This window comes from Methylobacterium sp. CM6241, assembly GCF_054817845.1.
In genome coordinates, this window is record NZ_CM139246.1 from 1,587,682 (window position 1) to 1,612,766 (window position 25,085).

At 66.5% G+C, this 25,085-nt stretch carries 24 protein-coding genes; 9 read left to right on the forward strand and 15 right to left on the reverse strand.

Annotated elements, in window-relative coordinates; all coding sequences use genetic code 11:
• Positions 1-26 precede the first annotated feature (26 nt).
• Complete coding sequence (locus ACYQR9_RS07350) at positions 27-191, forward strand: hypothetical protein (RefSeq protein WP_461221162.1); 165 nt, start codon at positions 27-29, stop codon at positions 189-191.
• 71 nt (positions 192-262) lie between these two features.
• On the opposite strand, the gene ACYQR9_RS07355 is transcribed toward ACYQR9_RS07350, so the two are convergent.
• Positions 263-1,555 carry an MFS transporter gene (locus ACYQR9_RS07355; RefSeq protein WP_056423520.1) on the reverse strand — a complete coding sequence of 431 codons (1,293 nt, stop codon included), beginning with the start codon at positions 1,553-1,555 and terminating at the stop codon, positions 263-265.
• Positions 1,556-1,678: 123 nt separating this feature from the next.
• The gene (locus tag ACYQR9_RS07360) at positions 1,679-2,854 is read right to left on the reverse strand and encodes a pyridoxal-phosphate-dependent aminotransferase family protein (RefSeq protein ID WP_461229193.1); all 1,176 of its coding nucleotides are present in this window, start codon (positions 2,852-2,854) and stop codon (positions 1,679-1,681) included.
• Positions 2,855-3,013: 159 nt separating this feature from the next.
• On the opposite strand from ACYQR9_RS07360, the gene ACYQR9_RS07365 reads away from it, so the two are divergent.
• The gene (locus ACYQR9_RS07365; protein WP_156467659.1) at positions 3,014-3,772 is read left to right on the forward strand and encodes a GntR family transcriptional regulator; all 759 of its coding nucleotides are present in this window, start codon (positions 3,014-3,016) and stop codon (positions 3,770-3,772) included.
• 7 nt (positions 3,773-3,779) lie between these two features.
• Here ACYQR9_RS07365 and ACYQR9_RS07370 read toward each other — a convergent pair whose 3' ends face one another.
• Positions 3,780-4,826, reverse strand: coding sequence for a threonine aldolase family protein (locus ACYQR9_RS07370; protein ID WP_461229194.1), 1,047 nt, complete (start codon positions 4,824-4,826; stop codon positions 3,780-3,782).
• A gap of 126 nt (positions 4,827-4,952) precedes the next feature.
• On the opposite strand from ACYQR9_RS07370, the gene ACYQR9_RS07375 reads away from it, so the two are divergent.
• From ACYQR9_RS07375 to ACYQR9_RS07395, 5 genes are all read left to right on the forward strand, one after another.
• Positions 4,953-7,955, forward strand: a complete 3,003-nt coding sequence (locus ACYQR9_RS07375; protein WP_461229195.1) for an FAD-binding and (Fe-S)-binding domain-containing protein — start codon at positions 4,953-4,955, stop codon at positions 7,953-7,955.
• A gap of 104 nt (positions 7,956-8,059) precedes the next feature.
• Positions 8,060-8,443 carry a nuclear transport factor 2 family protein gene (locus tag ACYQR9_RS07380; protein ID WP_461229196.1) on the forward strand — a complete coding sequence of 128 codons (384 nt, stop codon included), beginning with the start codon at positions 8,060-8,062 and terminating at the stop codon, positions 8,441-8,443.
• Between the two features lie 472 nt (positions 8,444-8,915).
• A complete protein-coding gene (locus ACYQR9_RS07385) occupies positions 8,916-10,601 on the forward strand; it encodes a methyl-accepting chemotaxis protein (RefSeq protein WP_461229752.1) in 1,686 nt (561 codons plus the stop codon).
• 297 nt (positions 10,602-10,898) lie between these two features.
• A complete protein-coding gene (locus tag ACYQR9_RS07390) occupies positions 10,899-11,315 on the forward strand; it encodes a YeeE/YedE family protein (protein ID WP_461229197.1) in 417 nt (138 codons plus the stop codon).
• Complete coding sequence (locus tag ACYQR9_RS07395) at positions 11,315-11,743, forward strand: DUF6691 family protein (RefSeq protein ID WP_461229198.1); 429 nt, start codon at positions 11,315-11,317, stop codon at positions 11,741-11,743. The genes ACYQR9_RS07390 and ACYQR9_RS07395 overlap by 1 nt, the downstream gene beginning before the upstream one ends.
• Positions 11,744-11,818: 75 nt before the next feature.
• Here the strand turns inward: ACYQR9_RS07395 and ACYQR9_RS07400 are convergent, their stop codons facing one another.
• From ACYQR9_RS07400 to ACYQR9_RS07440, 9 genes are all read right to left on the reverse strand, one after another.
• Positions 11,819-13,873 carry a family 2A encapsulin nanocompartment cargo protein cysteine desulfurase gene (locus ACYQR9_RS07400; RefSeq protein ID WP_461229199.1) on the reverse strand — a complete coding sequence of 685 codons (2,055 nt, stop codon included), beginning with the start codon at positions 13,871-13,873 and terminating at the stop codon, positions 11,819-11,821.
• The gene (locus tag ACYQR9_RS07405) at positions 13,860-15,251 is read right to left on the reverse strand and encodes a family 2B encapsulin nanocompartment shell protein (RefSeq protein WP_461229200.1); all 1,392 of its coding nucleotides are present in this window, start codon (positions 15,249-15,251) and stop codon (positions 13,860-13,862) included. Before ACYQR9_RS07405 ends, ACYQR9_RS07400 begins: the two co-directional genes overlap by 14 nt.
• 350 nt (positions 15,252-15,601) lie before the next feature.
• Positions 15,602-16,480 (reverse strand): serine O-acetyltransferase, encoded by an 879-nt coding sequence (gene cysE, locus ACYQR9_RS07410; RefSeq protein WP_461229201.1) that lies wholly within the window; start codon positions 16,478-16,480, stop codon positions 15,602-15,604.
• 57 nt (positions 16,481-16,537) lie between these two features.
• Positions 16,538-16,729, reverse strand: a complete 192-nt coding sequence (locus ACYQR9_RS07415; RefSeq protein ID WP_056423545.1) for a hypothetical protein — start codon at positions 16,727-16,729, stop codon at positions 16,538-16,540.
• A gap of 494 nt (positions 16,730-17,223) precedes the next feature.
• Positions 17,224-18,003 carry a molybdopterin-dependent oxidoreductase gene (locus ACYQR9_RS07420; protein ID WP_461229202.1) on the reverse strand — a complete coding sequence of 260 codons (780 nt, stop codon included), beginning with the start codon at positions 18,001-18,003 and terminating at the stop codon, positions 17,224-17,226.
• Positions 18,000-18,647: a cytochrome b/b6 domain-containing protein gene (locus ACYQR9_RS07425; RefSeq protein WP_461229203.1), complete on the reverse strand. Its 648-nt coding sequence runs from the start codon at positions 18,645-18,647 to the stop codon at positions 18,000-18,002. Before ACYQR9_RS07425 ends, ACYQR9_RS07420 begins: the two co-directional genes overlap by 4 nt.
• 109 nt (positions 18,648-18,756) lie before the next feature.
• Positions 18,757-19,356 (reverse strand): hypothetical protein, encoded by a 600-nt coding sequence (locus ACYQR9_RS07430; protein ID WP_461229204.1) that lies wholly within the window; start codon positions 19,354-19,356, stop codon positions 18,757-18,759.
• A 120-nt stretch (positions 19,357-19,476) separates the two neighbouring features.
• Positions 19,477-20,097 carry a hypothetical protein gene (locus ACYQR9_RS07435; RefSeq protein ID WP_461221140.1) on the reverse strand — a complete coding sequence of 207 codons (621 nt, stop codon included), beginning with the start codon at positions 20,095-20,097 and terminating at the stop codon, positions 19,477-19,479.
• A 151-nt stretch (positions 20,098-20,248) separates the two neighbouring features.
• The gene (locus tag ACYQR9_RS07440; RefSeq protein WP_461229205.1) at positions 20,249-21,109 is read right to left on the reverse strand and encodes a universal stress protein; all 861 of its coding nucleotides are present in this window, start codon (positions 21,107-21,109) and stop codon (positions 20,249-20,251) included.
• Between the two features lie 364 nt (positions 21,110-21,473).
• Here ACYQR9_RS07440 and ACYQR9_RS07445 point away from each other — a divergent pair, with 364 nt between their 5' ends.
• Positions 21,474-22,175: a DUF4142 domain-containing protein gene (locus ACYQR9_RS07445; RefSeq protein WP_461229753.1), complete on the forward strand. Its 702-nt coding sequence runs from the start codon at positions 21,474-21,476 to the stop codon at positions 22,173-22,175.
• Positions 22,176-22,337: 162 nt separating this feature from the next.
• Here ACYQR9_RS07445 and ACYQR9_RS07450 read toward each other — a convergent pair whose 3' ends face one another.
• The 3 genes from ACYQR9_RS07450 to ACYQR9_RS07460 form a co-directional block, all read right to left on the reverse strand.
• On the reverse strand, positions 22,338-23,009 hold the full coding sequence (locus ACYQR9_RS07450; protein WP_056423555.1) for a carbonic anhydrase: 672 nt from the start codon (positions 23,007-23,009) through the stop codon (positions 22,338-22,340).
• Positions 23,010-23,153: 144 nt separating this feature from the next.
• Positions 23,154-23,744: an NUDIX hydrolase gene (locus tag ACYQR9_RS07455; protein ID WP_461229206.1), complete on the reverse strand. Its 591-nt coding sequence runs from the start codon at positions 23,742-23,744 to the stop codon at positions 23,154-23,156.
• Between the two features lie 9 nt (positions 23,745-23,753).
• Complete coding sequence (locus ACYQR9_RS07460; RefSeq protein WP_461229207.1) at positions 23,754-24,506, reverse strand: DUF429 domain-containing protein; 753 nt, start codon at positions 24,504-24,506, stop codon at positions 23,754-23,756.
• 114 nt (positions 24,507-24,620) lie between these two features.
• Between ACYQR9_RS07460 and ACYQR9_RS07465 the strand changes: the two genes are divergently transcribed.
• The gene (locus ACYQR9_RS07465) at positions 24,621-25,019 is read left to right on the forward strand and encodes a DUF3775 domain-containing protein (RefSeq protein ID WP_056423558.1); all 399 of its coding nucleotides are present in this window, start codon (positions 24,621-24,623) and stop codon (positions 25,017-25,019) included.
• Positions 25,020-25,085 lie beyond the last annotated feature (66 nt).

Here is a 25,085-nt window from a genome sequence, read left to right on the forward strand (position 1 = left end):
GTTACGCGAGGAGGACACGAATCGCCGTGAGCATCTCCTCGCCCCGCTTGCGGGGAGAGGGCCGCGACGACCTCGTCGTCGGCGCGGCGAGGCGGCAGCCGAAGGTGAGGGGGCGGTTCCGGGGGAGTCTCGTCCGGCGACGCCCCCTCACCCTCGCTCCGCTCGTCACAGGCACGACGGGGTGCCTGTGACCCTCTCCCCGCGTGCGGGGAGAGGGGAATGCGCTCTCGCTTCGGCTCGAGTCGGCGAAGTTAGGATCGCACTACTCCGCCGGCACGGCCCGCCCGAGCGGTACCACCGGTTCCTCTTCGAACGGCCGTTCCGGGTGCATGGTGAAGGCGAGGCCCGCGCCCAGGAGGCAGAGGCCGATGGAGCCGACGAAGGGCAGGGTCCAGCTCCCCGTCATGTCCACGATCATTCCGAATACGATCGGCGAGATGATCGCCGCCACCGCCGAGCCGGTGTTCATGAGACCCGCTGCAGTACCCGAATATTTCGGTGCGATGTCCATCGGCACCGACCAGATCGGGCCGATCACCAGTTCGGCGAAGAAGAAGCCGGAGCTGAGCAGCAACGCCACCAGTGTCAGGTCCCTGGTGAAGAACACGCCGGTAAGGCTTGCCGCCGCGCCGAGGAAGCCGACCACGATGACGCTGAGCCGGGCAAGCTTGAGATCGCCGGTGCGCTTCAAGATGCGGTCGCTGAAGACGCCGCCCAGGGTGTCGCCGACGACGCCGGCGAAGAACACGCCCGAGGCGAACAAGGCCGAATTTTTCAGGTCTAGCCCGTAGTTGAGCTTGAAGAAGCTCGGGAGCCAGCCGAGGAACAGCCACAGGGTCCAGCCGTAGCAGAAATAGGTCAGCGTCACCGGCAGCATGCGCCGGGTGAGGCGGCCCCAAGGCACGTTCTGCTTGGCGCCGACCTTGCTCGGAGGTGGCAGGACCGCGAGTTCCTCCGGGGTGATCGCCGGGTGTTCTTTCGGATCGTCGCGGAAGTACCAGAACCAGACGACGACCCAGGCGAAGCTCGCCACGCCTAAGATGACGAAGCCGAGGCGCCAGCCGAACTGGTAGATCAGGAAGGCCACGATGGGCGGCGCCACCGCGTTGCCCAGTCGCGCGAAGGCATGCGTGATGCCCTGCGCGAAGCCACGCTTGCCTGGCGCGGTCCAGTTCTGCATGGCGCGGGTGGCGGTGGGGAAGGTGGCTCCCTCACCGAAGCCGAGGAGCACCCGGGCGAGGAACAGGCTGATGAGGCCGCCCACCATTCCAGTCAGGATCGTCGCCGAGGCCCAGATCAGGCCGCAGACGAGGAGCGTGCGCCTCGCGCCGAACTTGTCACCCACCGATCCGCCGATGACTTGGAAGATGGCATAGGGATAGGCGAAGGCGGACAGGATCAGGCCGAACTGAGTGTTCGACATCCCGAGATCTTTCATGATCTCGCCGCCCGCCGTGGCGATGTTCACCCGGTCGAGATAGGTGACGAAATACATCAGGCAGAGCAGGAACAGCACCATGTTCGACGCTGAGACGCGTCTTTTGGCTGGCGTCATCGGGGTTTCCTCGGGTTGAGCGCGCCACCCGCCCCGGTTTGATCACCGGTTGTTTGTGGGATCACGCGTGGTTGGTATGATCGGCGCGGCTCTCCTCCCTACAAGGGGGAGGGGACCCGCTACTCAATCGTCGATACCGGAGCGCAGGGCGTCCATGGCCGCCAGCACGCCGCCGCGCGTGTGCGGGACGCCGCCGGCCTTGAGGCCCATTTCGACGCCCGACAGCGCCGCCATCAGCATCAGGTCGTTGCATTCGCCGAGATGGCCGATGCGGAAGACCTTGCCCGCCACTTTGGCGAGGCCGGTGCCAAGGGAGAGGTCGTACTTCTCGAGGATCAGATTTCGCAGGGCATCCGCGTCATGGCCCTCCGGCATCACCACGGCGGTGAGCACGGGCGAGAATTCGGACGGCTCCTGGCACAGTACCTCCAGGCCCCACCCCTCCACGGCGGCGCGCGTGGCGGCGGCGAGACGCTGATGGCGGGCGAAAACCTGGGCCAAGCCTTCCTCCATCAACATGGCGATGGCTTCGCGCAGGCCGTAGAGCAGGTTCGTGGCGGGCGTATAAGGGAAGTAGCCGCCGGCATTCGGCTTCAGCATGTCCTCCCAATCCCAATAGGAGCGCGGTAGCGTCGCCGTCTTCGCTGCGGCCAGCGCCTTGTCCGACACAGCGACGAGGCCGAGACCCGGCGGCAGCATCAAGCCCTTCTGCGAGCAACTCACAGCGACGTCGACGCCCCATTCGTCATGGGCGTATTCGGCCGAGCCGAGACCCGAGATCGTGTCGACGAGGAAGAGAGCAGGGTGGTTCGCCCGGTCGATGGCTTTGCGGATGTCCGCGATCCGGCTCGTGGCCCCGGTGGAGGTCTCGTTGTGGACCACCATCACCGCCTTGATCGACTTAGCGCGGTCCTCGGCCAGGATCGCCTCGACCCGCGCCGGATCGACCCCGCGGCGCCAGTCGCCGGGGACGAACTCCACTTCGATGCCCCAGCGCGCCGCCATCTGTCGCCATAGGGTGGCGAAATGGCCCGTCTCGAACATCAATACCCGGTCGCCCGCCGAGAGCGTATTGACGATGGCGGATTCCCAAGCGCCTGTGCCGGAACCCGGATAGATGATCACCGGCGAGCGCGTCTGGAAGACGGCCTGGGCGCCTTCTAGCACCGCCTTGCCAAGCTCGGCGAAATCGGGACCGCGATGGTCGATCACGGGCATGTCCATGGCCCGCAGGACGCGCTCGGGTACCGGACTGGGGCCCGGAATATGCAGGAAATGGCGTCCGGTCCGTGTCGTCATCGAGATCTCCGCGATGGCCCGTCGAGGGAAAGCTGTACCCCGGATCGATGCTTCAAGAGGTAACGGGGCGGAAAATTGCATTCATTTTTTGAGAGGGCAAGAACTATTATGCGGACATCCATCCTCGACCTCCGCGCTTTCGGCTGCTAAGTTCGCATTATGGTGCTTGACCCTGTCACAGAGCCGGAGGCCGATGCCGGCCTCGCCGCGATCGACGGAGCGCGTTTCCCCGCGTTCCCATCACTCGTGAAATCCCTCCACGGCGAGCTTCTGGCCCGCCTGCGGGACTACATCGTCGAGGGCAATCTCGCCGCTGGCGCACGGGTGCCGGAGCGCATGCTCTGCGAGCATTTCGGCATCTCGCGCACGCCCTTGCGAGAGGCGCTGAAGGTGCTGGCCTCCGAGGGGTTGATCGAGCTTCTGCCGAACCGGGGCGCGCGGGTGCGCCAGCTCGGCGCCGAGGAACTGGTGGACCTGTTCGACGTGATGGGTGGTCTCGAGGCCTTGGCCGGGCGCCTAGCCTGCGAAAAGATCACGCCGGAAGCCTATGCGGAGATTGAGCGTCTCCATCACGAGATGTACAGCAGCTACATGCGGCGCGATCTGCATGGCTACTTTGCCTGCAATCAGGCGATTCACGACCGGATCGTTCAGGCGGCCGATAACGAGCCGTTGCGGACGAGCTACGCCAACTTCGCGGGGCGCCTGCGCCGTGTGCGCTACTCCGCCAATCTGGACGAGAACCGAGACCGCTGGGGCGAGGCGATGCGCGAGCACGAGGAAATTCTCGATGCGTTGCGCCGGCGCGCCGGCAGCGAGCTCAGCGATATTTTGTTCAGGCACCTGCGAAACAAGCGCCGTGCGGCGGAAGGGCGGGAGACGGCGCCTCCGCCGGACGATGCCTCCGCCGCGTCGTGATGGCGGTTCAGCGGCGCTCGCCGTGAAATCGCTCGGCTTGGGCCTGGATCACTTCCGCCGCTTCCAGGATTCCGGCCCGGTTGACGTCGAGATGGGTGGTCGCGCGGATCTGATGCTGCCCGATGGCGCGGATGCGAATACCCTCGGCGAGGCAGGCTTCGGCAAAGGCCGTTGCGGTGATGCCCAGCGGCTCCACCGAGAAGCACAGGATGTTGGACTGGGCCGCATCGGGCGCGATGGCGAGGCCGGGCGCGCCAGCGATGCGGGCCTTCAACTCACCGGCATTGGCATTGTCGAGTTCCAGCTGGTCCACATGGTGATCAAGAGCGTAGAGGCCGGCCGCAGCGAGGATGCCCGACTGACGCATGGCGCCACCGAGCCGGTACTTCCACCGCCACGCCTCGATGATAAAGTGCGACGAGCCGCACAGAACGGCGCCGACCGGGCAACCGAGGCCCTTGCTCAGGTCGATCCAGGCGCTGTCGAAGCCTTTGGCATAATCCCTGGCGGAGATGTCGGTGGCGGCCACCGCGTTGAGCAGGCGCGCCCCGTCGATATGCGCCTTCATGCCCCTGTGATGGGCGAGGTCGCGGATGCGGCGCATGTCGGTGAGCGGCCAGACCGAGCCGCCCGAAAAGCTCGTGGTCTGCTCCACCGAGACCAGGGCCGAGCGCGGCGCCGTGCGGGCGGGTGGGCGGATCGCCGCCTCGAACGCCTCGGGCGTATAGAGACCGGCCGGGGTCGCCAAGGCCTTCACCGAGACGCCGCCAATGGCCGCCGAGCCGGCGGCCTCGGTGTTGTAGATATGGGATTGGTCGTCGACCACGATCTCGTCGCCGGGGCGGGTCTGGACCAGGATCGAGACGAGGTTGCACATCGTGCCCGAGGGCATGAACACCCCCGCTTCCATGCCGAGCAGGTCAGCGACGCGCTCGCACAAGGCCAGGGTCGTCGGATCGGAATCGGATTGCTCGTCGCCGACCTCCGCGCGTGCCATGGCGTCGCGCATGCCGGGCGTTGGCCGCGTCTGCGTATCGCTATACAAATCGATCATCTGCCGGCCCTGTTTTGCATGCAATCCGTGCGGGCCATTCTAGCCGGTCGGGACGATCCCGCCACCCTACCGGAACCTGCATCGCTTTGAAGCCGGCCGACGGCACTCCCACGAGGACGATGGATCATGACCGCAACGGCTGAGCCCGCCACCGGCCCGAACCGCGCCCCTTCGCCTGTCGCGGGGCCGGGGCCGGTCAGTCCGCGCGCCGCCAACCGCCAGGGCGCCGGCCTTCCGCGCCGCCTCGCCGAAGCCCTCGCCGGCGAGGCGAAGTTCGATGCCTTCACCCGGGGGCGCTATTCCAACGACGCTTCGATCTACCAGATCATGCCGGCGGGGGTGGTCCTGCCCCGCAGCGCCGCCGACATCGCAGCGACCCTGAAGATCGCGGCCGAGCACGATGTGCCGGTGATCCTACGCGGCGGCGGCACCTCCCAGAACGGCCAGCCCATCGGGCGCGGCCTCGTGGTCGATTGCTCGCGCCATTTCAACGGGATCATTGCCTACGACGCGCAAGCCGGAACGATCACCGTCGAGCCCGGCATGGTGCTGGAACGGTTGAACACGCGGGTGAAGGCCGACGGCTGGTTCTTTCCCGTGGAGCCCTCCACCGCCACCCGCTGCACCATAGGCGGCATGGCCGGCAACAATTCCTGCGGCGCGCGCTCCCTGCGTTTCGGCAAGATGAGCGACAACGTGCTCGGGATGGAGGCTCTGTTCCATGACGGCGAGCCTTTCGGCTTCGGCCTCACCGGAAACGAGGCGACGGGCGTCACCGGCTCGCGGCGGGCCGGCGAGCTCGCCGCCGCCATGCGGGCTCTCGCCGAATCCGAGCGCGACGAGATCCTGCGCATGTACCCGCGCGTGCAGCGCCGGGTCGGCGGCTACAATCTCGATGCGCTGATCGAGGCGAGGCCGAACCTCGCCCATCTCCTCGTCGGTTCGGAGGGGACGCTGGCGGCCACCACCAGCGTGACGTTGAAGCTGTCGCGCCTCCCGACGCACCGGGTCATGGGCGTCTGCCACTTCCCGTCGTTCCGCTCCGCCATGGAGACGACGAAGGCCATCGTCGATCTCGATCCCGTGGCGGTGGAGCTCGTCGACAACAACGTGCTGGTGCTCGGCGCCGACATCCCGATGTTCCGGGCGACGCTGGCCGACATCACCCGTGGCACGCCGAATTGTCTGCTCCTGGTGGAATTCGCCGGCGACGACCGGGACGCACTGATGCGCGACCTCAAGCGCCTCGATACCTGTATGGCCGATAACGGCCATGTGGACGCCGTGGTGGAGGTGCCGGAGCCGATCCGCCAGAAATCGGTCTGGGAGGTACGCGAGGCCTGCCTCAACATCATGATGTCGATGAAGGGGGATGCGAAGCCCGTCTCCTTCATCGAGGATTGCGCGGTGCCGCTGGAGCATCTCGCGGATTACACCGACGCGGTGACGGAGGTGTTCACCCGCCATGGCACGCGCGGCACCTGGTACGCCCATGCCTCCGTCGGCTGTCTGCATGTGCGCCCTATCCTCGACATGAAGCAGGGCGGGGACGTCGCCAAGATGCGCGCCATCGCGGAGGCCGCGAGCGAACAGGTCCGCCGCTTCAAGGGCTCCTATTCGGGCGAGCATGGCGACGGCATCTCGCGCTCGGAATACATCGCGCCGATGTTCGGCGAACGCCTGACCCGCGCCTTCGAACAGGTGAAGGACAGGTTCGACCCGGAGAACCGGCTCAACCCCGGCAAGATCGTCCGGCCGCTCAAGATGGACGACCGCTCGCTGATGCGGTTCCAGCCGGGCTATTCCGTGAGCCAGCCGAAAAAGACCGCCCTCGACTGGTCGGAATGGGGTGGCTTCGGCGGCGCCGTCGAGATGTGCAACAACAACGGCACCTGCCGGAAGCTCGCGGGCGGGGCGATGTGCCCGTCCTACCGGGCCACGAAAGATGAGCAGCACCTCACCCGTGGCCGGGCGAACTCCCTGCGGCTGGCGATTTCGGGCCAGCTCGGCAAGGACGCCTTCACCAGCCCCGAAATGAAGCGGACGCTGGATTTCTGCGTCTCGTGCAAGGCCTGCCGCCGCGAATGCCCCACCGGCATCGACATGGCGAAGATGAAGGTCGAGTTCCTGCACCATTACCATGCCCGCCACGGCCTACCCCTGAAGGAACGGCTGGTGGCGGCCCTGCCGCTCTATGCCGGCACCGCCGCCTGGCTGGCGCCGCTCCTCAACCTGCGCGATCGGGTGCCCGCCTTGGCGCGGCTGTCGGAGCGGGTCGCCGGGCTCTCGGCGCGGCGCACCCTGCCGCGCTGGCGCAGGCCCTGGGTCGAGCAGGGCGAGCCGGCCCATCCCGGCGACGTGACCGGGGATTTCCGCGACATCGTGCTGTTCGGCGACACGTTCAACCGCGCCTTCGAGCGGGAGAACCTGGAAGCGGCAGAGCGTGTGCTGATCGCCGCCGGTTACCGTCTGCATCGGGTCTTCCCCAACCGTGGACGCCGCCCCCTCTGCTGCGGCCGCACCTATCTCGCCTCCGGTCAAACCGACAGGGCCCGCGAGGAGGCAAGCCGCACGCTGACAACGCTGCTGCCCTTCATCCGGGCGGGCGCCCGGATCGTCGGGCTCGAACCCTCCTGCCTGCTGACCTTCCGGGACGAGTTCGCGTCCCTGCTCCCCGGCCCGGAGGCGGGGGAGCTGAGCAAAGCGAGCCTGCTGTTCGAGGAGCTGCTCGCCGTCGATCTCGATGCCGGGCGGATCGCCCTGCCTCTGGCGGACCAGGGCGGACGCGTCGCTCATCTGCACGGCCATTGCCACCAGAAGGCTTTCGCCGCCATGGGCGCGGTGGAGACGGTGCTGCGCGCGGTGCCGGGGCTCGATGTGCGGGTCATCGAGTCGAGCTGCTGCGGCATGGCGGGCGTTTTCGGATACGGCGCCGAGACCATCGACGTGTCGCTCGCCATGGCCGAGCTCTCGCTGTTCCCGGCCCTGCGCAAGGCCGGCCCCGACGATCTCGTCGTGGCCGACGGCACCAGCTGCCGCCACCAGATCCATGACGGCCTCGGGCTCGAAGCGCTCCATGTCGCGCGGGTCCTCGACCAGGCGATGGCGGCGTCGGCTGACCGTCACTGACGGCCGGGCCGGGTGGCTGGTCATGGTCGCGAGGGCGTGATGGATGGTATCGAGAAAGGCGGGCCTCCTTTCTCGATTGGAATCCGCCTCGCTCAGGGGACAACATGACCGACCTGGAGCAGAACAAAGCGAATGTGATCGCCTTCTATCGGTTGATGTTCGACGAGTGTCGGCCGCGCGAAGCCATCGAGCGTTATGGGGGCGACGACTACATCCAGCACAATCCGCATGTGGCGAATGGCAAGGACGGCTTCATCGCCTATTTCGAGCGCATGGCGCGTGAATGGCCGGGCAAGCGGGTGGAGGTGAAGCGGGCGGTCGCCGAGGGGGATCTCGTGGTGCTGCATTGCCTGCAGCACTGGCCGGGCGACCACGATTATGCGGCCATCGATATCTTCCGGCTCGATGAAGGCGGCAGGATCGTCGAGCACTGGGACGTGCTGCAGATCCTGCCGGATTCGTCCGCCAATCCGAATGGAATGTTCTGAGCGGCCGGATCGCTCACCTCCTCGGCTATGTCCCCATCCGGCCCCAGCCGGCCGCCGACGTGTTGGGACCGTCGACCGAGCTCACCGCGAACTGCGTCGCATCCTCCGGGCCATGGCAACGAGTTCGTCACGAGCAGTCAAGTGCGGCATCCTCGGTGCTGGGCGTTTCGGATGTGCCGATGGGGAGGGGCCGGATTCACCCGATGAATGCTGTCCTGTCCGCTCTTGCCGAAGCAACCGGCGCTTCGCGGTGAATGGCCTCCTCGCCGGGAACGGCCCCAGAAGGCGAGGTGCTGGGAGATCCAAGGGCCGCCTCCTTGCCATCCGCCACTTCGCAAAGGATGCCGACAGACCGCCGGGCAAGGTAAAGGACCGCTTAATATCCAGTCATATTGTTAGCGTCAGGGCCTATAGTAATAAAAGATACATTCTTTTGGGATATCTCATATCAATATCAATTGTAGGTACTGATATGAATCTCGGAAGCTTCAAAATACTTCACAAGATTTGTGCAGTCATCGCGCTCATTGGTATGATCGTCGGCGGCTGCGTCTGGTATGCGGAAGCGCGCATGACAGCAATCGATGATGCTTACACTTCGTTCATCGTGCGGGAGACTCGTGCGGTTGCCAGTTTGCGGCGAGCCAACCGACACGTCGTCGAACTCAACTACAACGTCTATCGGCTGATCGCCGAGACGGACCCGAAGCAAATGGACGAGGCCTCCGCGAATTTCGACGTTGCTGCGGAAAGGCTCAGAGCCATTTTCAAGCTCCTTCACGAGCAGGCTCCCAAATTCACCGCGCGGCTGGCCGAGCAATCGACCATGATCGAAAACTATATCCGACAGACCACAGACGTGCGTGATCTAGCGCGTAAGAACGATCGCGCCAGGGCCTTGGCAGTCGCCCATGACAAGATCGATCCCATCTACTCGCAAATCACCGGCTCCATTGCCAAGCTCTCCGACGATCTCCAGCAGTTCGTGGGCCATGCCGCCGCCGACCTGACCGCGCAGACCAATGCGACACGTCACGCTCTGGTCCTCATCAACGGCCTCGGCCTCGGCCTGGGAATGATCGTCGCGATCCTCGTCGTCATCGTCGGCGTCACCCGGCCGATCGGACGCCTCACCGGCATTATGGGCCGGCTAGCCTTGGGCGATGTCACCACGGAGGTCACCCTCCAGGATCGCCGCGACGAGGTCGGAACGATGGCCGGCACAGTGCAGGTGTTCAAGGACGGCATCATCCAGGCACGCGTCCTGGAAGCCGAGACCGTCCAGGCCCGTCTGGCGGCCGAAGAGCAGCGCAAGCTCGGGATGCTTCAGATGGCGGATTCCTTCGAGGCGGCGATCGGTGGGATCGTCGGGATGGTCTCGTCCTCGGCCACGGAATTGCAGGCGACGGCGCAGACCATGACCTCCACCGCCACCGAGACCGCGAGCCAATCCACCACCGTGGCCGCCGCGGCCGAGGAAGCTGCCACCAACGTCAACACGGTCGCCGCCGCCGCCGAGGAACTCGGCGTCTCGGTCCAGGAGATCGCCCGCCAGGTGAGCGGGTCGGCCGATCTCGCCCAGCGTGCCGTCGTCGAGGCCGATCAGAGCGGGGTCCTCGTCCAGACCCTGAGCCAGGCCGCCGCACGCATCGGCGACGTCGTCGTGCTGATCTCGAACATCGCGAGCCAGACGAACCTGCTGGCGCTCAACGCCACGATCGAGGCGGCCCGCGCCGGAGAGGCCGGACGCGGCTTCGCGGTGGTGGCCACGGAGGTGAAGGAGCTGGCGGGCCAGACCGCGCGGGCGACGCAGGAGATCTCCGAGCAGATCACCCAGATGCAGGGGGCGACCGGGCAGGCGGTCTCGGCGATCGCCACCATCACCACGCGCATTCGCGACATCGACGCCGTGGCCACGACGATCGCCGCGGCGGTGGAAGAGCAGGGAGCCGCGACCCAGGAGATCGTCCGCAACGTGTCCCAGGCCGCGACGGGTACCAGCGAAGTGACGAGCAACATCTCGGGCGTGGCCAGCGCCGCCGAGGAGACCGGAGCCGCGGCCAACCAGGTCCTGGCCTCCGCATCGGAACTCTCGCATCAATCCGAGCACCTCACCGCCGAGGTCAAGCGGTTCCTGGCGACCGTCCGGGCCGCCTGAGGCCGGCACGACGAGCAGGGACGGTCCGGCGGGTGCGGGGCTCGGCGGACCATGAAACGGGGATTCCGGAGATGAGGCTCCTGTATCTCCAGGCCTGGGGGCGATCGGCAAGCGAGCCCGGGAATACTGTCTTGACAGCGGCGCTCGCCGGCTCGACCTCTCCTTGAGACGGCGAGCCGCCTCTCATCGAGTTTTCAAACCCATGGCAACAGATCCGTCACCGGCCGGCGCCGGTCGTTCCAGGCCGGGATTGCGAGGTTCCCGCCAAATCGCCTCCGGGTGGGCCGGTGGCCGGGCATGAGTACCTTCCTGTCTGCCTTAGCCGGTGGTGCCCTGATCGGGACCTCCGCCGCCCTGCTCCTCATCCTCAACGGTCGCATCGCCGGAATCAGCGGCATTACCGCCGGGGCAGTGATGCCGTTGAGCCGGGACACGCCGTGGCGTTGGGCCTTTCTCGCCGGCCTGCTCCTCGGCCCGGTCCTGTATCGCCTCGCCTTCGGTGCATGGCCCGTCGTGCAGCTCGACGCGCCGTGGAGCCTGATCGTCCTCGGCGGCCTCCTCGTCGGCTACGGGACGCGGCTGGGCGGGGGCTGCACCAGCGGCCACGGCGTCTGCGGCCTCGCCCGGCTGTCGCCCCGCTCCATCGCGGCCGTGGCGACCTTCATGGCCGCCGCCGCCGCGACGGTGTTTTTCGTCCGCCACGGAGGATGGTGATGGAAACCCTGCGCGCCTCGGTGGGCTTGCTCGCCGGCCTCCTCTTCGGATGCGGCCTCGCTCTGTCGGGCATGATGGACCCGGCGCGCGTTCTCGGCTTCCTCGACGTGGCCGGCGCCTGGGATCCGAGCCTCGCCTTCGTGCTGGCCGGCGCGGTCGCCGTCTCGGCGCTCGGCTACCTGCTCGTGTCGCGGATGCGCAAACCCGTTCTCGCGCAGCGTTTCGAGATTCCCCGCAACCGCCCGATCACGGTGAGCCTCATCGCGGGCGCCGTTCTGTTCGGCATCGGTTGGGGCCTCGTCGGCCTCTGCCCCGGCCCTGCCCTCGTCGGCCTGACCCTGGGCCTGCCTCAGGTCATTGGGTTCGTTGCCGCGATGGTTGTGGGGATGCTGCTCCACCGCTTCACCGCTGCGGCATCCGGCAGGTAAGACGCACATGCATTCGGCCCGGTCGGAGAACCGACCGGGCCGAATGATGTCACGCCGCGTTCTCGGATCCCGACGCTACCGGCGCGGCAGGCTGTGGAGCCCCTTTAGGAAGGCGTCGACGTCCGCGCGGGTGTTGTAGAAGGCCAGCGAGGCGCGCACCGACTGGTCGACGCCGAAGCGGCGCAGGGCCGGCAGGGCGCAATGGTGGCCCGAGCGCACGGCGATGCCGCGGGCGTCGAGGTGCTTGGCCACCGCTTCGTTGTCATGCCCGTCGATGACGAAGGACATGACGCTGGCTTTCTGTCGCGCGGTTCCGATCAGGCGCAGGCCCTTTACTTCGGCGAGCCCGGCTTGCGCGTATTCGAGCAGGTCGTGCTCGTAGGCCGCGATGCCGGGAAGTCCGACGCTTTCGAGGTAGTCCAGAGCCGCGCCGAGCCCGACCGCTCCCGCGATGTCCGGCGTGCCCGCCTCGAACTTCTCGGGAACGCCCTTGTAGACCGTCTTCGAGAAGGTGACGTCCTCGATCATGTGGCCGCCGCCCTGCCACGGAGGCATCGCCTCCAGCAGCGCGCGCTTGCCGTACAGGGCGCCGATGCCCGTCGGCCCGAACACCTTGTGCCCGGAGAAGACGAGGAAGTCGGCGTCCAGCGCCTGCACGTCCAGGGGAATGTGCGGCGACGATTGCGCCGCATCCACCAGCACCGGCACCCCGTAGGCATGCGACAGGGCGATGATCTCACGGACCGGGTTGATGGTGCCCAGAGCGTTGGCCACATGGGTGATCGAGACGATCTTGGTGCGGCCCGACAGGAGGGTCGCGAACTGCTCGAAGATGATCTCGCCGCGATCGTCCACGGGAATCACGCGCAGGGTCGCCCCGGTCGCCTGGGTGAGGAGCTGCCAGGGGACGATGTTGGCGTGATGCTCGATGGTCGAGATGATGATCTCGTCGCCCGGGCCGATATTGGCGCGACCGTAGGAGTTGGCGACGAGGTTGATCGCTTCGGTGGTGCCCCGGAGGAAGATGATCTCGTCCGTCGAGGCGGCGTTGATGAAGCGACGCACCTTCTCGCGCCCGCCCTCGAACAAGTCCGTGGAGCGCGCCGCAAGGGTGTGAGCGGCCCGGTGAATGTTCGAGTTGTGGCGGGCGTAGAACTCGGACGTCGCGTCGATGACGCTCTGCGGCTTGTGGGTGGTGGCCGCATTGTCGAGCCAGACCAGCGGATGCCCGTTGATGCTCTGGTGCAGGGCCGGGAAGTCCTTGCGCACCCGCTCCACGTCGAAGGGGGCCGCCACCGGGCTGGAGCCCTGCGACGAGACATGGGGCGCATGGCCGGGGCGAGGCTCTTGGGGATGCGACGGGGCAGGCGCGGCGTTGCCCGTCCGGCTGCGGTCGGTCAGGAAGTAGTACTCGCCCGACGAGAACGGCTCGTCGGCGATCTCCACCTTCCGACCTGCATTCGGAGAAGTCCGGCCGGCGCGGGAGACTGTCTCCTGCGAGGCGTCCTGATGCGAGGCGTTCTGGCCCCGATGAACGGGCGCTTCCGGCACCAGGGACGGCGCGAACCCATGCGCGAAGGCATTGGCGCGCGGGTGGTCCTTGGCGATCGTGGCGTGGAGATCGTGGCCGCCTGGGAGGAAGGCGGCGACATCGGCGACGCTCGGCACGAAGAACTCGGGTAGGCCCCCACGGGGAGCGTGCGCCTCGGGATGGACCGAGGGAAACGCCGAAGGCTGCGCGAAGCCCGGACCGGTTAGGCCGGGAAGGCCGACCGGAGGTGCACCGAACGAGCGGGCGGCCAGCGCCGAGGCGTCGGGCTGAAGGCCCGACGGCGCTGAGCCCGAGGGGATCGACGGCGTGCCGAGATCCGCTTTGGGGGCGAAGGCCTGGGGGGCGATCGGGTGGCCGAAGCCCTGGGGCGCATTCTCCAGGGCCTGCGGCAGCTGTGGGGTGGCCTGCGGCGCTTGCGGCGTCTGCGGCAGGGTGGGGGTCAGGGGCGCGGACGCCGCCTGACCCTGACCGTAGATCTCGCGGGCGAGGCGCCCGACGAGATCCGCATGCGCCGTGTCGCCGAACACCCCCGTAGGGAGACTGCCCGTGGGGAGGCCCGGCGCGTTAGGCGTAGTCATGGTAGTTGCCCAGCAGCACGTTATCGAGGCGTGCGATGGCGTCTTCCACCAGCACTGCGGCCGAGAAGTAGCGGGTCACGAGGTGCGAGGCGATGGAATGGTCGTTGGTGCCCATGTAGCGCACCGACAGGCCGGTCTCGATCTCGCCGGTGACGCCGGACTTCTGCAGGCCGACCACGCCCTGTTCGCCTTCGCCGACGCGGAGCAGCAGGATCGAGGTGGTCTGGGCGCCGGTCACCGGGTCGATGTCGATGGGGAGCTTGTCGCTGGGCACGATCGGTACGCCGCGCCAGGTGAGGAAGGGCGAGCCGAACAGGTGGATCACCACCGGGGGCACGCCGCGGCGGGTGGCTTCACGGCCGAAGGCCGCGATGGCGCGGGGATGGGCCACGAAGAAGGCGGGCTTCTTCCAGACCAGGGTCAGCAGCTCGTCGAGATCGTCCGGGGTGGGCGGGCCGCCACGGGTGGGGATGCGCTGGCGCTGGCTGACTTCGTGGAGCAGGCCGAACTCGGAATTGTTGAAGAGCTCCCACTCTTCCCGCTCTTTCACGGCATCGACCGTGAGGCGGATCTGCTCGCGCAGCTGGTCGATCTCGTTGGAATAGAGATCGGTGACGCGGGTATGGGTGTGGAGGATCGTCTGGATCGTGGAGAGGTGGTACTCGCGCGGGTTCACTTCGTAATCGACGAAGGTCGTGGGCAGGCGCGGCTCGCCGGTATGGACCGCCAGAAGCTCGATTCCCTGCTCGCCCTCGCTGTTGGTGTGGCCCTTGAGGCGGTCACGCTCTTCCACGAACTGGGAGATGCGCGAGCGGATGCCCTCGTCCTCGATGGCGGAGCGATCGAGGGTGAGGAGCGTCACCGCCGAGAGCGCCTTCACGGCGGGGGCGGGGGCGTTCTCGCTCACGAGGTCGCTGTCGCCGAAATAGTCGCCACCGGTGGCGAGGCCCTGGCGCAGGCGGTTCTTGAACGGGCCCGACAGGGTCAGCTCGACGGTGCCCTCGGCCACGACGGTGAGGCTGCGGCCGGTAGAGCCTTCCTCGGCGATGACGTCGCCCGCCTTGTGCTGGGAGACGGTGAACTTGGAGGCGAGGGCCGACAACTCGTTGTCGCCGAGACGGCTGAACAGCGGGACGCTGCGCAGGGAGGCCGGGCGGACGGTGCGGGTGCCGCCGTCAGTGGCGAGTTCGATGCGGCCGGGCTTGGCCAGCACCACCGCGCGGCGGTTGACCCGGTAGACACCGCCGGCGACGTCGACGAAGGGCAGCAGGCGATGGAACCAGCGTGGCGTATTGGCCGCGTTCTGGACCGAAGTGACGGTCGCCGTCGCGAGATTGCGTGCCGCCGAGGCGCTCACGCTCAGACCGGGTCCACTCATCGGGGTTTATCTCCGTATTCCGGCAGGAGGCAGCGATCAGCCGCGACGCGGCAAGACCGCATCGGAACCGCACCAGTCGCGCGTCCGCTTTCGCCATTGAATGATCTTGGGCTGATCTTGCCCATAATCCGCTGCATCAGACAAAGCGTCGCTGCAGGGATGGGCTGTGTCTAACTCTTGTTACAGAAACGGGTCAACGGAATTAATTTCTATATTTTTTGGATATCATAGATCGGATATTCTATTCGCTGACTTATATGACAATGCCGATCTCTCATTTGCCAAATCGAGAGATTTTTAATCCACCCCGAGGGGGTTCGGCGAAAACCAAGAGCTGAAAAATCGTTTCGCTAGATCCCGTCGCCGAAGAACTGATCCATGCTTTGTGCGGGATCTTCGGCCGTGACGATCCGTGAGACGACGCGGGCCGGCACGCCCGCCACAGTGGTGTGGGAGGGAACGTCGTGCAGCACCACAGCGGCGGCGGCGACCTTCGCGCCTTCGCCGACGCGGATGTTGCCCAGCACCTTGGCTCCGACGCTGAGTAGAACCCCGCGTTCGATCTTGGGGTGCCGGTCGCCGCTTTCCTTGCCGTTGCCCCCGAGGGTGACCGATTGCAGGATCGAGACGTCATCGGCGATCACCGTGGTCTCGCCGATGACGACCCCGGTGGCGTGGTCGATGAACACCCCCGAGCCGATTCGCGCGGCCGGGTGGATATCGGCTCCGAACACCTCGGAGATTCGGCTCTGGATATGCAGCGCGAGGGTGACGCGGCCCTGGTGCCAGAGCCAATGGGCGACGCGGTAGCCCTCCAGGGCGGCAAGACCCTTGTAGAACAGAAAGGGGTCGAGGTAGCGCCGGCAGGTGGGGTCGCGCTCGCGGATGGCGACGAGGTCGCGCACCGCATGGTCGCCCGCGTAAGGATCGGCCTGGAAAGCCGAGAGGCAGAGGTCGCGGGTGGAAAGGCGGGCGAGATCACCGTCGCCGAGACGGTGGGCGAGCCTATAGGCGAAGGCGTGGATCAGGTTCGGCTGGTCGAGGACCGTGGCCTGGATGATCCCGGCATAGAGCGGCTCCTCAATAAGCGCGGCCTCGGCCTCGGCGCGCATGGCGTTCCAGACGTCGGATTCCGCCGTGGTCCGGCTCACGTTGCGCAGAGGCGGGCGCAGGATGTTGCTGTTCGGATGATCGCCGGAACGGCGCGAGGCTTGGGCACCGGCAGTCATATGTCTCGCGTCCTGGGCGGGCTCGGACGAGCCCTGTCGTGATCGAAGAGTCTGGGATCAGCCGACGCGCTGGAACAGCGTCGCGATGTAGCCCACGAGCAGGCCGTGGCCTTCGAAGTGGACGTCCACGGCCTGGGCGCCACCGGCGGCGGGAAAGACATCGACGATGCGTCCGGTGGCATGACGCCAGATTCCGAGTGCTTCGGCGACATCGAGCCTCGCAAACACGACCTGATCTCCGAGAACCATCACTCGCTCCTACGGGCGTCGTCTTCTATGTGGGAGGACCGTCATCCGGCCGGCCTCGGCCTCGAGGGGGCGGCGGCAGAGACGGGATCTGGATTTATGGACCGCTAGCAGCGCCCGCGACGCTGCCGTAGTTTCCCTCCGTCCGGCGCCCGCCTTGCCGGCCGCTCTGCAGCGGCGGCGACGTTCATCGCTGCCGGACAGGCGTTGATATCGGCGGGGGGCGACTCGAAGTGGCTCGGCACGGATATCCCATCGAAGCTCAGAGCCCGGACACGATAGTCCTGGCAAGCATTTCGCGGAGAAACGATGTTCTCTACGGCTCGGATGTAATGTGCCTATTCTGACCCGTCCGGGTCAACGAGAGGGATTTTCAAAGTCCAGGTGCTTCTGGAAAGATCCTCCCCCATGCTCATCAAGCTGGAGCAGGCTTGTGCTTTTAGAGCCCGAGACGATGTCTGGACCAACCGCCGGCCCCAGCGCGCCGGGCCCCGGGGTCAGATGCCGCTGAACCAATTGTAGCCCTGATCCTCCCAATAGCCGCCGGGATCATCATTGGTCGCGAAGACCGATACGATGTGTTTGGGGCTCTTGAAGCCGAGCTTCGTCGGCACGCGCACGCGGAGGGGATAGCCATATTCGAGGGGCAGCGGCACACCGCCGAAATCCAGTGCCAGGACGGTCTGCGGGTGGAGGGCGCTCGGCATGTCGAGGCTGCCGTAATAGCGGTCGGCACATTTGAAGCCGACATACTTCGCGGTGAGGTCGGCACCGACCCGTTCGAGAAAAGACCTCAACGGTACGCCGCTCCACTGGCCGATCTGGCTCCAGCCCTCGATGCAGATATGCCGGGTGATCTGGCTCTCCTGCGGCAGGGCGCGCAGCCTTTGTAGAGTCCAGGGTGTCTTGTCTGCCACGAGGCCGCCGACATCGAGCTTCCACGTCGCCTCGTCGATCTCGGGTATATTGTCGGGTGGGTAGTAGGCGTTGAAGCGGAACGGCGTGTCGATCATGCTCGCCGGATAGGTCGGTGCGAGGGTGTTCGGATCGAACAGCCAGGCCTGGACCCGGTCGTTGGCCCGCGACATCGCCCAGAGCGCCCGGTCGATCACCGTGCCGTTGGCCCCGGTGGAGAGGTTGCAGCCCGAGAGCAGCGACAGGGCACCGAGCGACAGGCCGGAGCGTAGGAACAGGCGGCGCTCCAGCTTCACCAGTTCCGGCTGGATCTCGCGGCGGAGCCCGCTCAGGCGTTTCGCCTCGTTCTCCTCACGGCTCATGAGCGTGCCTCCACCGGATCGACGGGGATACGGGCGCGGCCGGTGATCATTGCCACGAGGGTCCGCGGCACCAGGATCACCAGCGCGAGATGGAGCAAGATGAAGCCGACGAGGCCGGACATGGCGAGGAAATGGACGCGCCGTGCCGCTTCATAGCCGCCGAAGAGATTGGCCAACCCCTGCAGTTGGACCGGCTTCCACAACGCGAGCCCCGAGGCGAGGAGCAGGATTCCGAGGAGGAACGCCACCAGATAGGCGAGCCTTTGCACTGCGTTGTACTGGCCGATCCGGTGGGTCAGGCGCAGCTTCAGGGCGGCCGTGGCATCGCGCCAGAACGCCGCCGGGCTCACCGGCAGGAACGAACGCGCGAAGTGACGGGAGAGTAGGCCGTAGAGCGCGTAGATGAGGCCGTTCAGGGCGAACAGCCACATGGCCGCGAAGTGCCAGGCGAGCGCCCCGCCGAGCCATCCGCCGAGAGTCGCCCATTTCGGGAACACGAAGGGGAAGAGCGGAGAGGCATTATAGATCGCCCACCCGCTGAACAGCATACAGAACACCGCGATCGCGTTGATCCAATGTGTCACGCGCACAAGGAGGGGGTGGATCACCACAACGCGCGAGTGGCCGGCGGCAGACGGTGACATCGCGTGTTCGACCTTTGACATGCATCTCGAACGGCGTTTCGCGTACCCCGCCCACTCCCATTTGCTCCGCCGGTACCCTCCCCCATAGAGAGGGGAGGGCACAACGCCGTCACATCGATGGAACGGTCCCGTTGCGGCCGACGATCAGGATCACGGCGGAGGGCTTTCCATCGGCGCCCTTCTTGGTGAAGGCGACGACCTTCGCCCCGTCGACGACGATGGATTTGTCGCCCGGATCAACCTGGGTCACCGGCACGTCTTCCGGTACAGTCACCTTCTTCTCCCCGCCCTGATACTTGACCAGCAGGCTACGACCCTCGGTGCCGGAGATCGTTCCGATGGCGCCGTTGGTCATGGTGGAGTTGGAGCCGAGATCCCACGGATAATGGCCGTCGGCCGTGCCGCGGAGGGACGAGGCGAAGACGGTGACCTGCAGTGCCTTCTGCGTTCCGTCCGGCTGCGGGATCGCCGCCGTGCCGATGTAACTGTCGGGCTTGATGTCGGAGAGCCTGCCGGTGGAAGCCGCCAGCACCTTCACATCCGGCGCCATGCTCACCGTCAGCGACTCCCCGACGCGCGGCTTGATGGTGACGGCCGCCCCGTCGACCTTCTCGATGGTCCCGCGATAGCGCGTGATGTCATCGGCCCGCGCGGCGGTGGCCGTCATGGCGAGCGTCAAGGTGAGCGTCGTCAGAAAGGACTTGAGCATGGCGTGCCCTCAGGCGTGGGAGTTCGGCGTCGTTGTACCCGAGGCAGGCGGCAGGAATCACACCTCGGTGCCGGGGCTGCGCCGATGCCCCGGACGATCAAAGTCGCGCCGAGGCGCGGGTCACATCGGCGGGACGGTACCGTTCTCGCCGACGATCAACCGGTCGGCCACGACCGCGCCGGTTGCATCCGCCTTGGTGATCGCCACCACGCGGGCGCCGACCTTGATGACGGACTTGTCCGACGGGTTCAGGGCGACGATCGGTACGTCCTCGGGGACAGTGATGGTCTTCTCGCCGCCCTTATAGGTCACGGTGATCGTGCGGCCGGCAGTGCCTGTGAGCGCGCCCACTGCGCCGTTCGTCATCGTGTTTTCCTTCTCGAGATCCCACGGATAATGACCGTCGCCGGTCCCGCGCATGCTCGGAGCGAAGACCGCGACTTCGAGGGCCTTAAGGGTCCCGTCGGCCTGAGGCGTCGCGGCGGTGCCGACATAGCTGTCGGGCTTGATGTCGCCGATCTCGGCCTTGCTGGCGGCCGCTACCTTCATCGCATCGGCGAACTTGACCGATACGGATTGTCCGATCCGGGGCTTGATCGTCACATGGTCGCCCTCGACGGACTCGATCGTGCCCCGGACGCGAACCACCGCGGGATCGGCGAGGACGGAGGAGGTCGTTGCCGGCAGGCCCGAGAGGAGGCCGAGGCACAGCGTGCCGACCGTGATGATCCGTCGTGTCATGAAATGCCTCGCGGTGGAGCCGTCCCGGTTCTCTGAACCGGGCCGAACGCTTCCCCCATTGCGGCGGAAAGCGCTTCGACAACGCGCAGGGTGGCATCGGGTTCGTATGCGCACAAATCAATTGCGCGCTATCAGGGAGCGACCGATGCTGTCAGTGCGCCATCAGCATCGGCATGGTGGCATGGGCGAGGACATGGCTGGTTGCCCCCCCGAAGATCATCTGGCGCAGGCGGCTCTGCGTGTAGGCGCCCTTGATCAGAAGATCGCAGCCGAAATCCCGAGCCTCATTGAGAAAGATCTCTCCGGGTGTGCGCCGACCCTCGGAGAAGGCCTTGTGGTCTGCGAAAATTCCCTCGCAGGCGAGCGCCTTGGCCAGATCCTCCGCGCTCGGACCCGGTACCATGCCGCCCTCCGCGCTGATGATGCGGATGCGGGACGCCTTCCGCAGGAATGGCATGGCGAAGGCCACCGCCCGGGCGGTCTCGCTCGACCCGTTCCAGGCGATGAGGATCGCGTCGCCGACACTCGTCGGAGGCGTGGGCGGCGCCAGCAGGATCGGCCGGCCGCTCTCGAACAACGCCGTTTCGAACGTCGTCATGCGCGGCGCGCCGTCGCCCGTGCCCGGGCGCCCGACCACGGTGGCGGTGAACAGACGGGCGTGATGGCCGAGGAATGCATCGCCCGCCGGTACGTCCGGCCGCCAGCGGTAGCGTGTTCCGGCGCTGGCCACGAATTCCGGGGTGCATGGACCCTCGGTCGCCACGGGAATACCGCCGTCGACGAGGAAATCGACGAAGCGCTTCCCGGCGGCCTCGGCCTCGGCCTTGTCGGCTTCTTCGTCGCGCAGCCATGTCATGCCGCCGACCATGTCCACCGGCACATATTCGGCGAGCGCCGGCCGCAGGGAAATTCCCTCGATCAAGCTGCCGAATCGACGTCCGACCAGAAGCGTCGTGGCGAATACCGAGGGCAGGGCGTCATGGAGCGCCACCGGAACGAGCAGGGTCTTCATCGCCGGGAGCCTCCATCCACATCAACGTCGTCGGGGCGGCAGGCTAGAGCGGTTTCGCGTTCGGGAAAACTCCGCCTCCCCGTGAACCCACGCTTTTTCTGCGGCGTAGGGGAAAATGGCGCGCCGTGGGGGGCTCATCGTAGGTGCCGGATGTATCGATAAAGCTTGGCTATAAGACGGTGTGCATCTTGGGTCTATGATGATGAACGTCAGTAGAATGCCCGCATGCGGAACGACATTTGTTTGGAACCCAACGGTTGACGTATCGTTGTCCGCCAAACGTGGCGTTGTTGGTCATGCCGATCTGCATAACTGCGATCCTGACCGCCGCCCAGACGTTTTCAGATCCTATCCAGAGGTTCTCATCATGAACAAGTACGTTGCGTTCTCCGCTATTGCCGTCGCCATGGCGACCCCCGCCGCCGCGCAGACCATGTCCGGTGATTTCCGCCTGCAGGCGATGCAGGCCAATGCGTTCGAGGTTCAGTCCAGCCAGATGGCGCTGTCGAAGAGCCGCAACCCTCAGGTGATCCGTTTCGCCCGTGACGCCGTGCGCGACCACCGCGCCGCCAATGTGGCCCTGGCCGGCGGCGAGCGCACCTTTGCCGGTAACGGCGGCCCCGGTGGTCTGATCGGCGCCCCGCTGGCGATTGCCGGCGGTGCAGTCGGCGCGGCCACGGGCGCTGCCACCGGCGTCGTCGCCGGTACGCTGAGCGGTGGCCCGGTCGGTGCCGTCGAGGGAATCGGTAGCGGCGCGAGCCGTGGCGCTGCCGCCGGTAGCCAGGCTTTTAACGGCGACGTCGACACCACTGCCGGCACCACCATGGTCCCGGTCAGCCCCGAGCAGCAGGCCATGCTCGCGGAACTCGCCGCTGCCCCGGCCGGCCCGCGCTTCGACCGCCTCTACGGCCAGATCCAGGTAAAGTCGCACGAGATGTCGATCGGCATGTACCAGTCCTATGCCCAGACCGGCACGAACCCTGCGCTTCGCGCCCATGCCGAGCAGGCGCTTCCGGTGCTGCAGCAGCATTACCAGATGGCGCAGCGTCTTCCCGGCGCTCGCTGAAGTCTCGGGACCCGTCGCCGTCCTTCGGGGCGGCGGCGCTATCCTTTGCAACGAGAAACGCCGGGCTGGCGAGGCCCGGCGTTTCTTCGTGAATCGACTTGGCTGATCGACTTGGCTGAAACGACCGCCCCCGTATTCATTCAGATACGGGGGCGAATCTGCTCAGACTTCGCTGCTATGCATCAGGGAGGCGGGCGTCATCGGCTTCCCCCCACCATCGACGGCGGGCTCGAAATCCCCCGTCTCGGGATTGCGCAGGCGAAGCTCGCCATGAGCGATGCCAAAATGCGCGCCATGGAGTGCAAGACGGCCGTCGGCGACCCGCTCGCGGACGAAGGGGAACGTCAGCAGATTCTCGAGGCTCTGAGCCACGGTCGCGTATTCGAGGCGGGTCAGGTGATCCGGCCCCTTCTGAACCTTGAGCTTCTCCTCGGCTCCCTTCACCAGGGATACCCATTTGCCGATGAAGTCGCTCGTGGATAGCGGGCCCGGCGGGTTGGCATAGGCCTTGATGCCGCCGCAGGTGGCATGGCCCAGCACGACGATGTGCTTCACTTCCAGAGCCTGTACGGCGAATTCGATGGCCGCCGATGTGCCATGATACTCGCCGCCCTCCTCGAAGGGGGGAACGAGGTTCGCCACGTTGCGGATGATGAAGAGTTCGCCCGGCCCGGTATCGAAGATGACCTCCGGCGAAACGCGGCTGTCACAGCAGCCGATCAACAGGACTTCCGGATTCTGGCCTTTGGCCAGTGCGGCGTAGCGTTTGGCCTCGTCCGACAAGCGTCCATCGAGGAACGACCGGTATCCTGTGGTCAGCTTTTCTGGAAACATGCGTTTGCCTTCCTTGAGCGTTGTTGTTGAGGGCAGCCGTAGCGGCCCGGTTATCGACACGTAGCTTTGGCAGCCACGGCCCGTGCCATACTTGGTTCCGACGCTTGGCCTAGCCCAGCTTCCGGTGGATGGCCCGGTGCGGGTTCACACCTTATGCCAAGCCAGCATGACAGGTGGATCGGGCCGCTCACCGTTCGCGATGCGTCTGGCGATGCGAGCGAGGCCCGCCGGCTCGATCCGTTCGCCGGTGGCGTCCAACTCGTCGAGCGTCCACCAGCGCGTACCGAGGACCGTGCTGTCCTCGGTTTCGGCGAGGCGTGTGGTATCCACTTCGTCATTGGGCAGACGCACCACGAAATAGCGTTCGCGGGCATCGCGCAGCAGCGGGAACAGCAAGAACGGCCCATTGCAGGCGGCAACCTGTGGGCCGATCTCGGCATCGAAAACCCCGATTTCCTCGCCCAGTTCCCGGAGGCAGGCTTCCGCGTGGCTTTCGCCGGGTTCCAAACCCCCACCCGGCATGAACCAGAAGGTTCTATCCTCCGGCTTCGAGGGATCGATCGGCCGTTGCGCCTCGTACGCGATCAGGAGCAGCCGGTCCTGCGGGTCGAAGACCAGGGCACGTGCCGCGTCGCGAAGGGGAGCGGCGAGAATCTCCTCCCTGCAAAACCCATGAATGAGAGTCTCTTCGTTTGAAGAGCGTCCGGGCACTTCGGTCGTCGGAAGGTGAATCATGGTCAAGGTTTAACAGGGAATCGGACCATGACCAGCGGGAGCCCAGATCACCACGGGCAGACCGTGCCGGTCGCGTCCCGGCGGGTTGGGCAGGGGGATGGCGCGTCCGAGAAAGATGTCGCGGGCCACCACCAAAGCGGCGAGGGCGTCGAGGTGGTCGTCGGCCCCTACGCCCCGTGGTCGCGCCGCATCGACCAGCGGGGCGGGAAGGCCGGCGTTTCGCAAAAGCGCGCGGCGTTCCGCCAGCCCCACCTGCCGCTCGGGTCCCTTCTTGGCGGATGTGAGGGGCCGGTCACCGTTGAGGCGGCGAAACGCCACCTCCGGGTGAACCTCGTGGATCACGAGGCGGGCTTCATTTCGCGAGAGAAGGAGGTCATCGACCTCGCGGATGTAGCGGGTGATGTTCCAGCATTGAATGGAGGGCGCGAAGGGCGGTGTGCTGGCGGCGCGGGAGAGGGCCTTGGCCTCCTCGTAGTCGCCGGCATGAACAGCCGCGCGCGGCGGTACCGGGAAGACGCTCGATATCCCGCCCGCGAGATAGGCCCTGGCCGCGCTGTCGGCCACGCGACCCCTACCTTCAATATGGTCGGGCAAGCCGATCGGGACGTCGATCCCGATGCAGACCGGCGCCTCCGGACAGTCGAGGAGATCGGCGACGCGGGTGAACCGCATCGCGCGGTAGCGGCCGGGATCATCCAGATCGAGGAGGACGCCCGCCCAGGCGCCTCGGCAGCCATCGAGCCCGGCGATCCAGCGCGTCACGCGAACCGTGGCGGCTCTGGCGGGTTGACGCTGCTCAAGGACGGCGCCCCACGAGGGCCGTCGCGTCTGGCCAGGAAACGCCGCCGCCGGCGGTGCGCATCACAGGATCGTCTCATGGATATCGCCGTCGACAAGGTCACCGAGATCATTCTCCGGGTCAGGGCGCTGGACGTGAAGGAAGGACCGACCGATCCCGACTCAGGCTCCAACCCGATCGATGACGGCGCCACCGACGTCCTCACGTCGAGCGCCGACGATGCCACGGAATCGGAGATCCGCTCCATGATCAACGGCCTCAACGACGACGAGCGGGCCAACCTCCTGGCTCTTCTCTATGTCGGGCGTGGCGACATGGAAGCCGAAGAATGGGGGGAGGCGGTCCGCTTCGCCCGCGAACGCGAAGCCGTTGGCGAAGGCGCCCTGCGCGAGATCATGGGCTCGCCCGATGCCGGTGACCTCCTCGACGAAGGACTCGCCGCCCTGGGCATCAGCCAGGACATCCCCGACGCGTAGGGCGTCTCGGGCCGCCGCACCCTGCCACGGCTCAGCCGGGTAGTGTGCGGCGCGCAGTCGGTGCGG

Excerpts from the sequence above, each read along its gene's own strand:
- ACYQR9_RS07425 (WP_461229203.1), bottom strand. The coding sequence starts at position 18,647 with ATGTCACCGTCTGCCGCCGGCCACTCGCGCGTTGTGGTGATCCACCCC.
- ACYQR9_RS07365 (WP_156467659.1), top strand. The coding sequence starts at position 3,014 with ATGGTGCTTGACCCTGTCACAGAGCCGGAGGCCGATGCCGGCCTCGCC.
- ACYQR9_RS07465 (WP_056423558.1), top strand. The coding sequence starts at position 24,621 with ATGGATATCGCCGTCGACAAGGTCACCGAGATCATTCTCCGGGTCAGG.
- ACYQR9_RS07360 (WP_461229193.1), bottom strand. The coding sequence starts at position 2,854 with ATGACGACACGGACCGGACGCCATTTCCTGCATATTCCGGGCCCCAGT.
- ACYQR9_RS07380 (WP_461229196.1), top strand. The coding sequence starts at position 8,060 with ATGACCGACCTGGAGCAGAACAAAGCGAATGTGATCGCCTTCTATCGG.
- ACYQR9_RS07450 (WP_056423555.1), bottom strand. The coding sequence starts at position 23,009 with ATGTTTCCAGAAAAGCTGACCACAGGATACCGGTCGTTCCTCGATGGA.
- ACYQR9_RS07455 (WP_461229206.1), bottom strand. The coding sequence starts at position 23,744 with ATGATTCACCTTCCGACGACCGAAGTGCCCGGACGCTCTTCAAACGAA.
- ACYQR9_RS07385 (WP_461229752.1), top strand. The coding sequence starts at position 8,916 with ATGAATCTCGGAAGCTTCAAAATACTTCACAAGATTTGTGCAGTCATC.
- cysE (WP_461229201.1), bottom strand. The coding sequence starts at position 16,480 with ATGACTGCCGGTGCCCAAGCCTCGCGCCGTTCCGGCGATCATCCGAAC.
- ACYQR9_RS07415 (WP_056423545.1), bottom strand. The coding sequence starts at position 16,729 with ATGGTTCTCGGAGATCAGGTCGTGTTTGCGAGGCTCGATGTCGCCGAA.
- ACYQR9_RS07405 (WP_461229200.1), bottom strand. The coding sequence starts at position 15,251 with ATGAGTGGACCCGGTCTGAGCGTGAGCGCCTCGGCGGCACGCAATCTC.
- ACYQR9_RS07395 (WP_461229198.1), top strand. The coding sequence starts at position 11,315 with ATGGAAACCCTGCGCGCCTCGGTGGGCTTGCTCGCCGGCCTCCTCTTC.
- ACYQR9_RS07390 (WP_461229197.1), top strand. The coding sequence starts at position 10,899 with ATGAGTACCTTCCTGTCTGCCTTAGCCGGTGGTGCCCTGATCGGGACC.
- ACYQR9_RS07400 (WP_461229199.1), bottom strand. The coding sequence starts at position 13,873 with ATGACTACGCCTAACGCGCCGGGCCTCCCCACGGGCAGTCTCCCTACG.
- ACYQR9_RS07355 (WP_056423520.1), bottom strand. The coding sequence starts at position 1,555 with ATGACGCCAGCCAAAAGACGCGTCTCAGCGTCGAACATGGTGCTGTTC.
- ACYQR9_RS07375 (WP_461229195.1), top strand. The coding sequence starts at position 4,953 with ATGACCGCAACGGCTGAGCCCGCCACCGGCCCGAACCGCGCCCCTTCG.
- ACYQR9_RS07440 (WP_461229205.1), bottom strand. The coding sequence starts at position 21,109 with ATGAAGACCCTGCTCGTTCCGGTGGCGCTCCATGACGCCCTGCCCTCG.
- ACYQR9_RS07435 (WP_461221140.1), bottom strand. The coding sequence starts at position 20,097 with ATGACACGACGGATCATCACGGTCGGCACGCTGTGCCTCGGCCTCCTC.
- ACYQR9_RS07430 (WP_461229204.1), bottom strand. The coding sequence starts at position 19,356 with ATGCTCAAGTCCTTTCTGACGACGCTCACCTTGACGCTCGCCATGACG.
- ACYQR9_RS07370 (WP_461229194.1), bottom strand. The coding sequence starts at position 4,826 with ATGATCGATTTGTATAGCGATACGCAGACGCGGCCAACGCCCGGCATG.
- ACYQR9_RS07420 (WP_461229202.1), bottom strand. The coding sequence starts at position 18,003 with ATGAGCCGTGAGGAGAACGAGGCGAAACGCCTGAGCGGGCTCCGCCGC.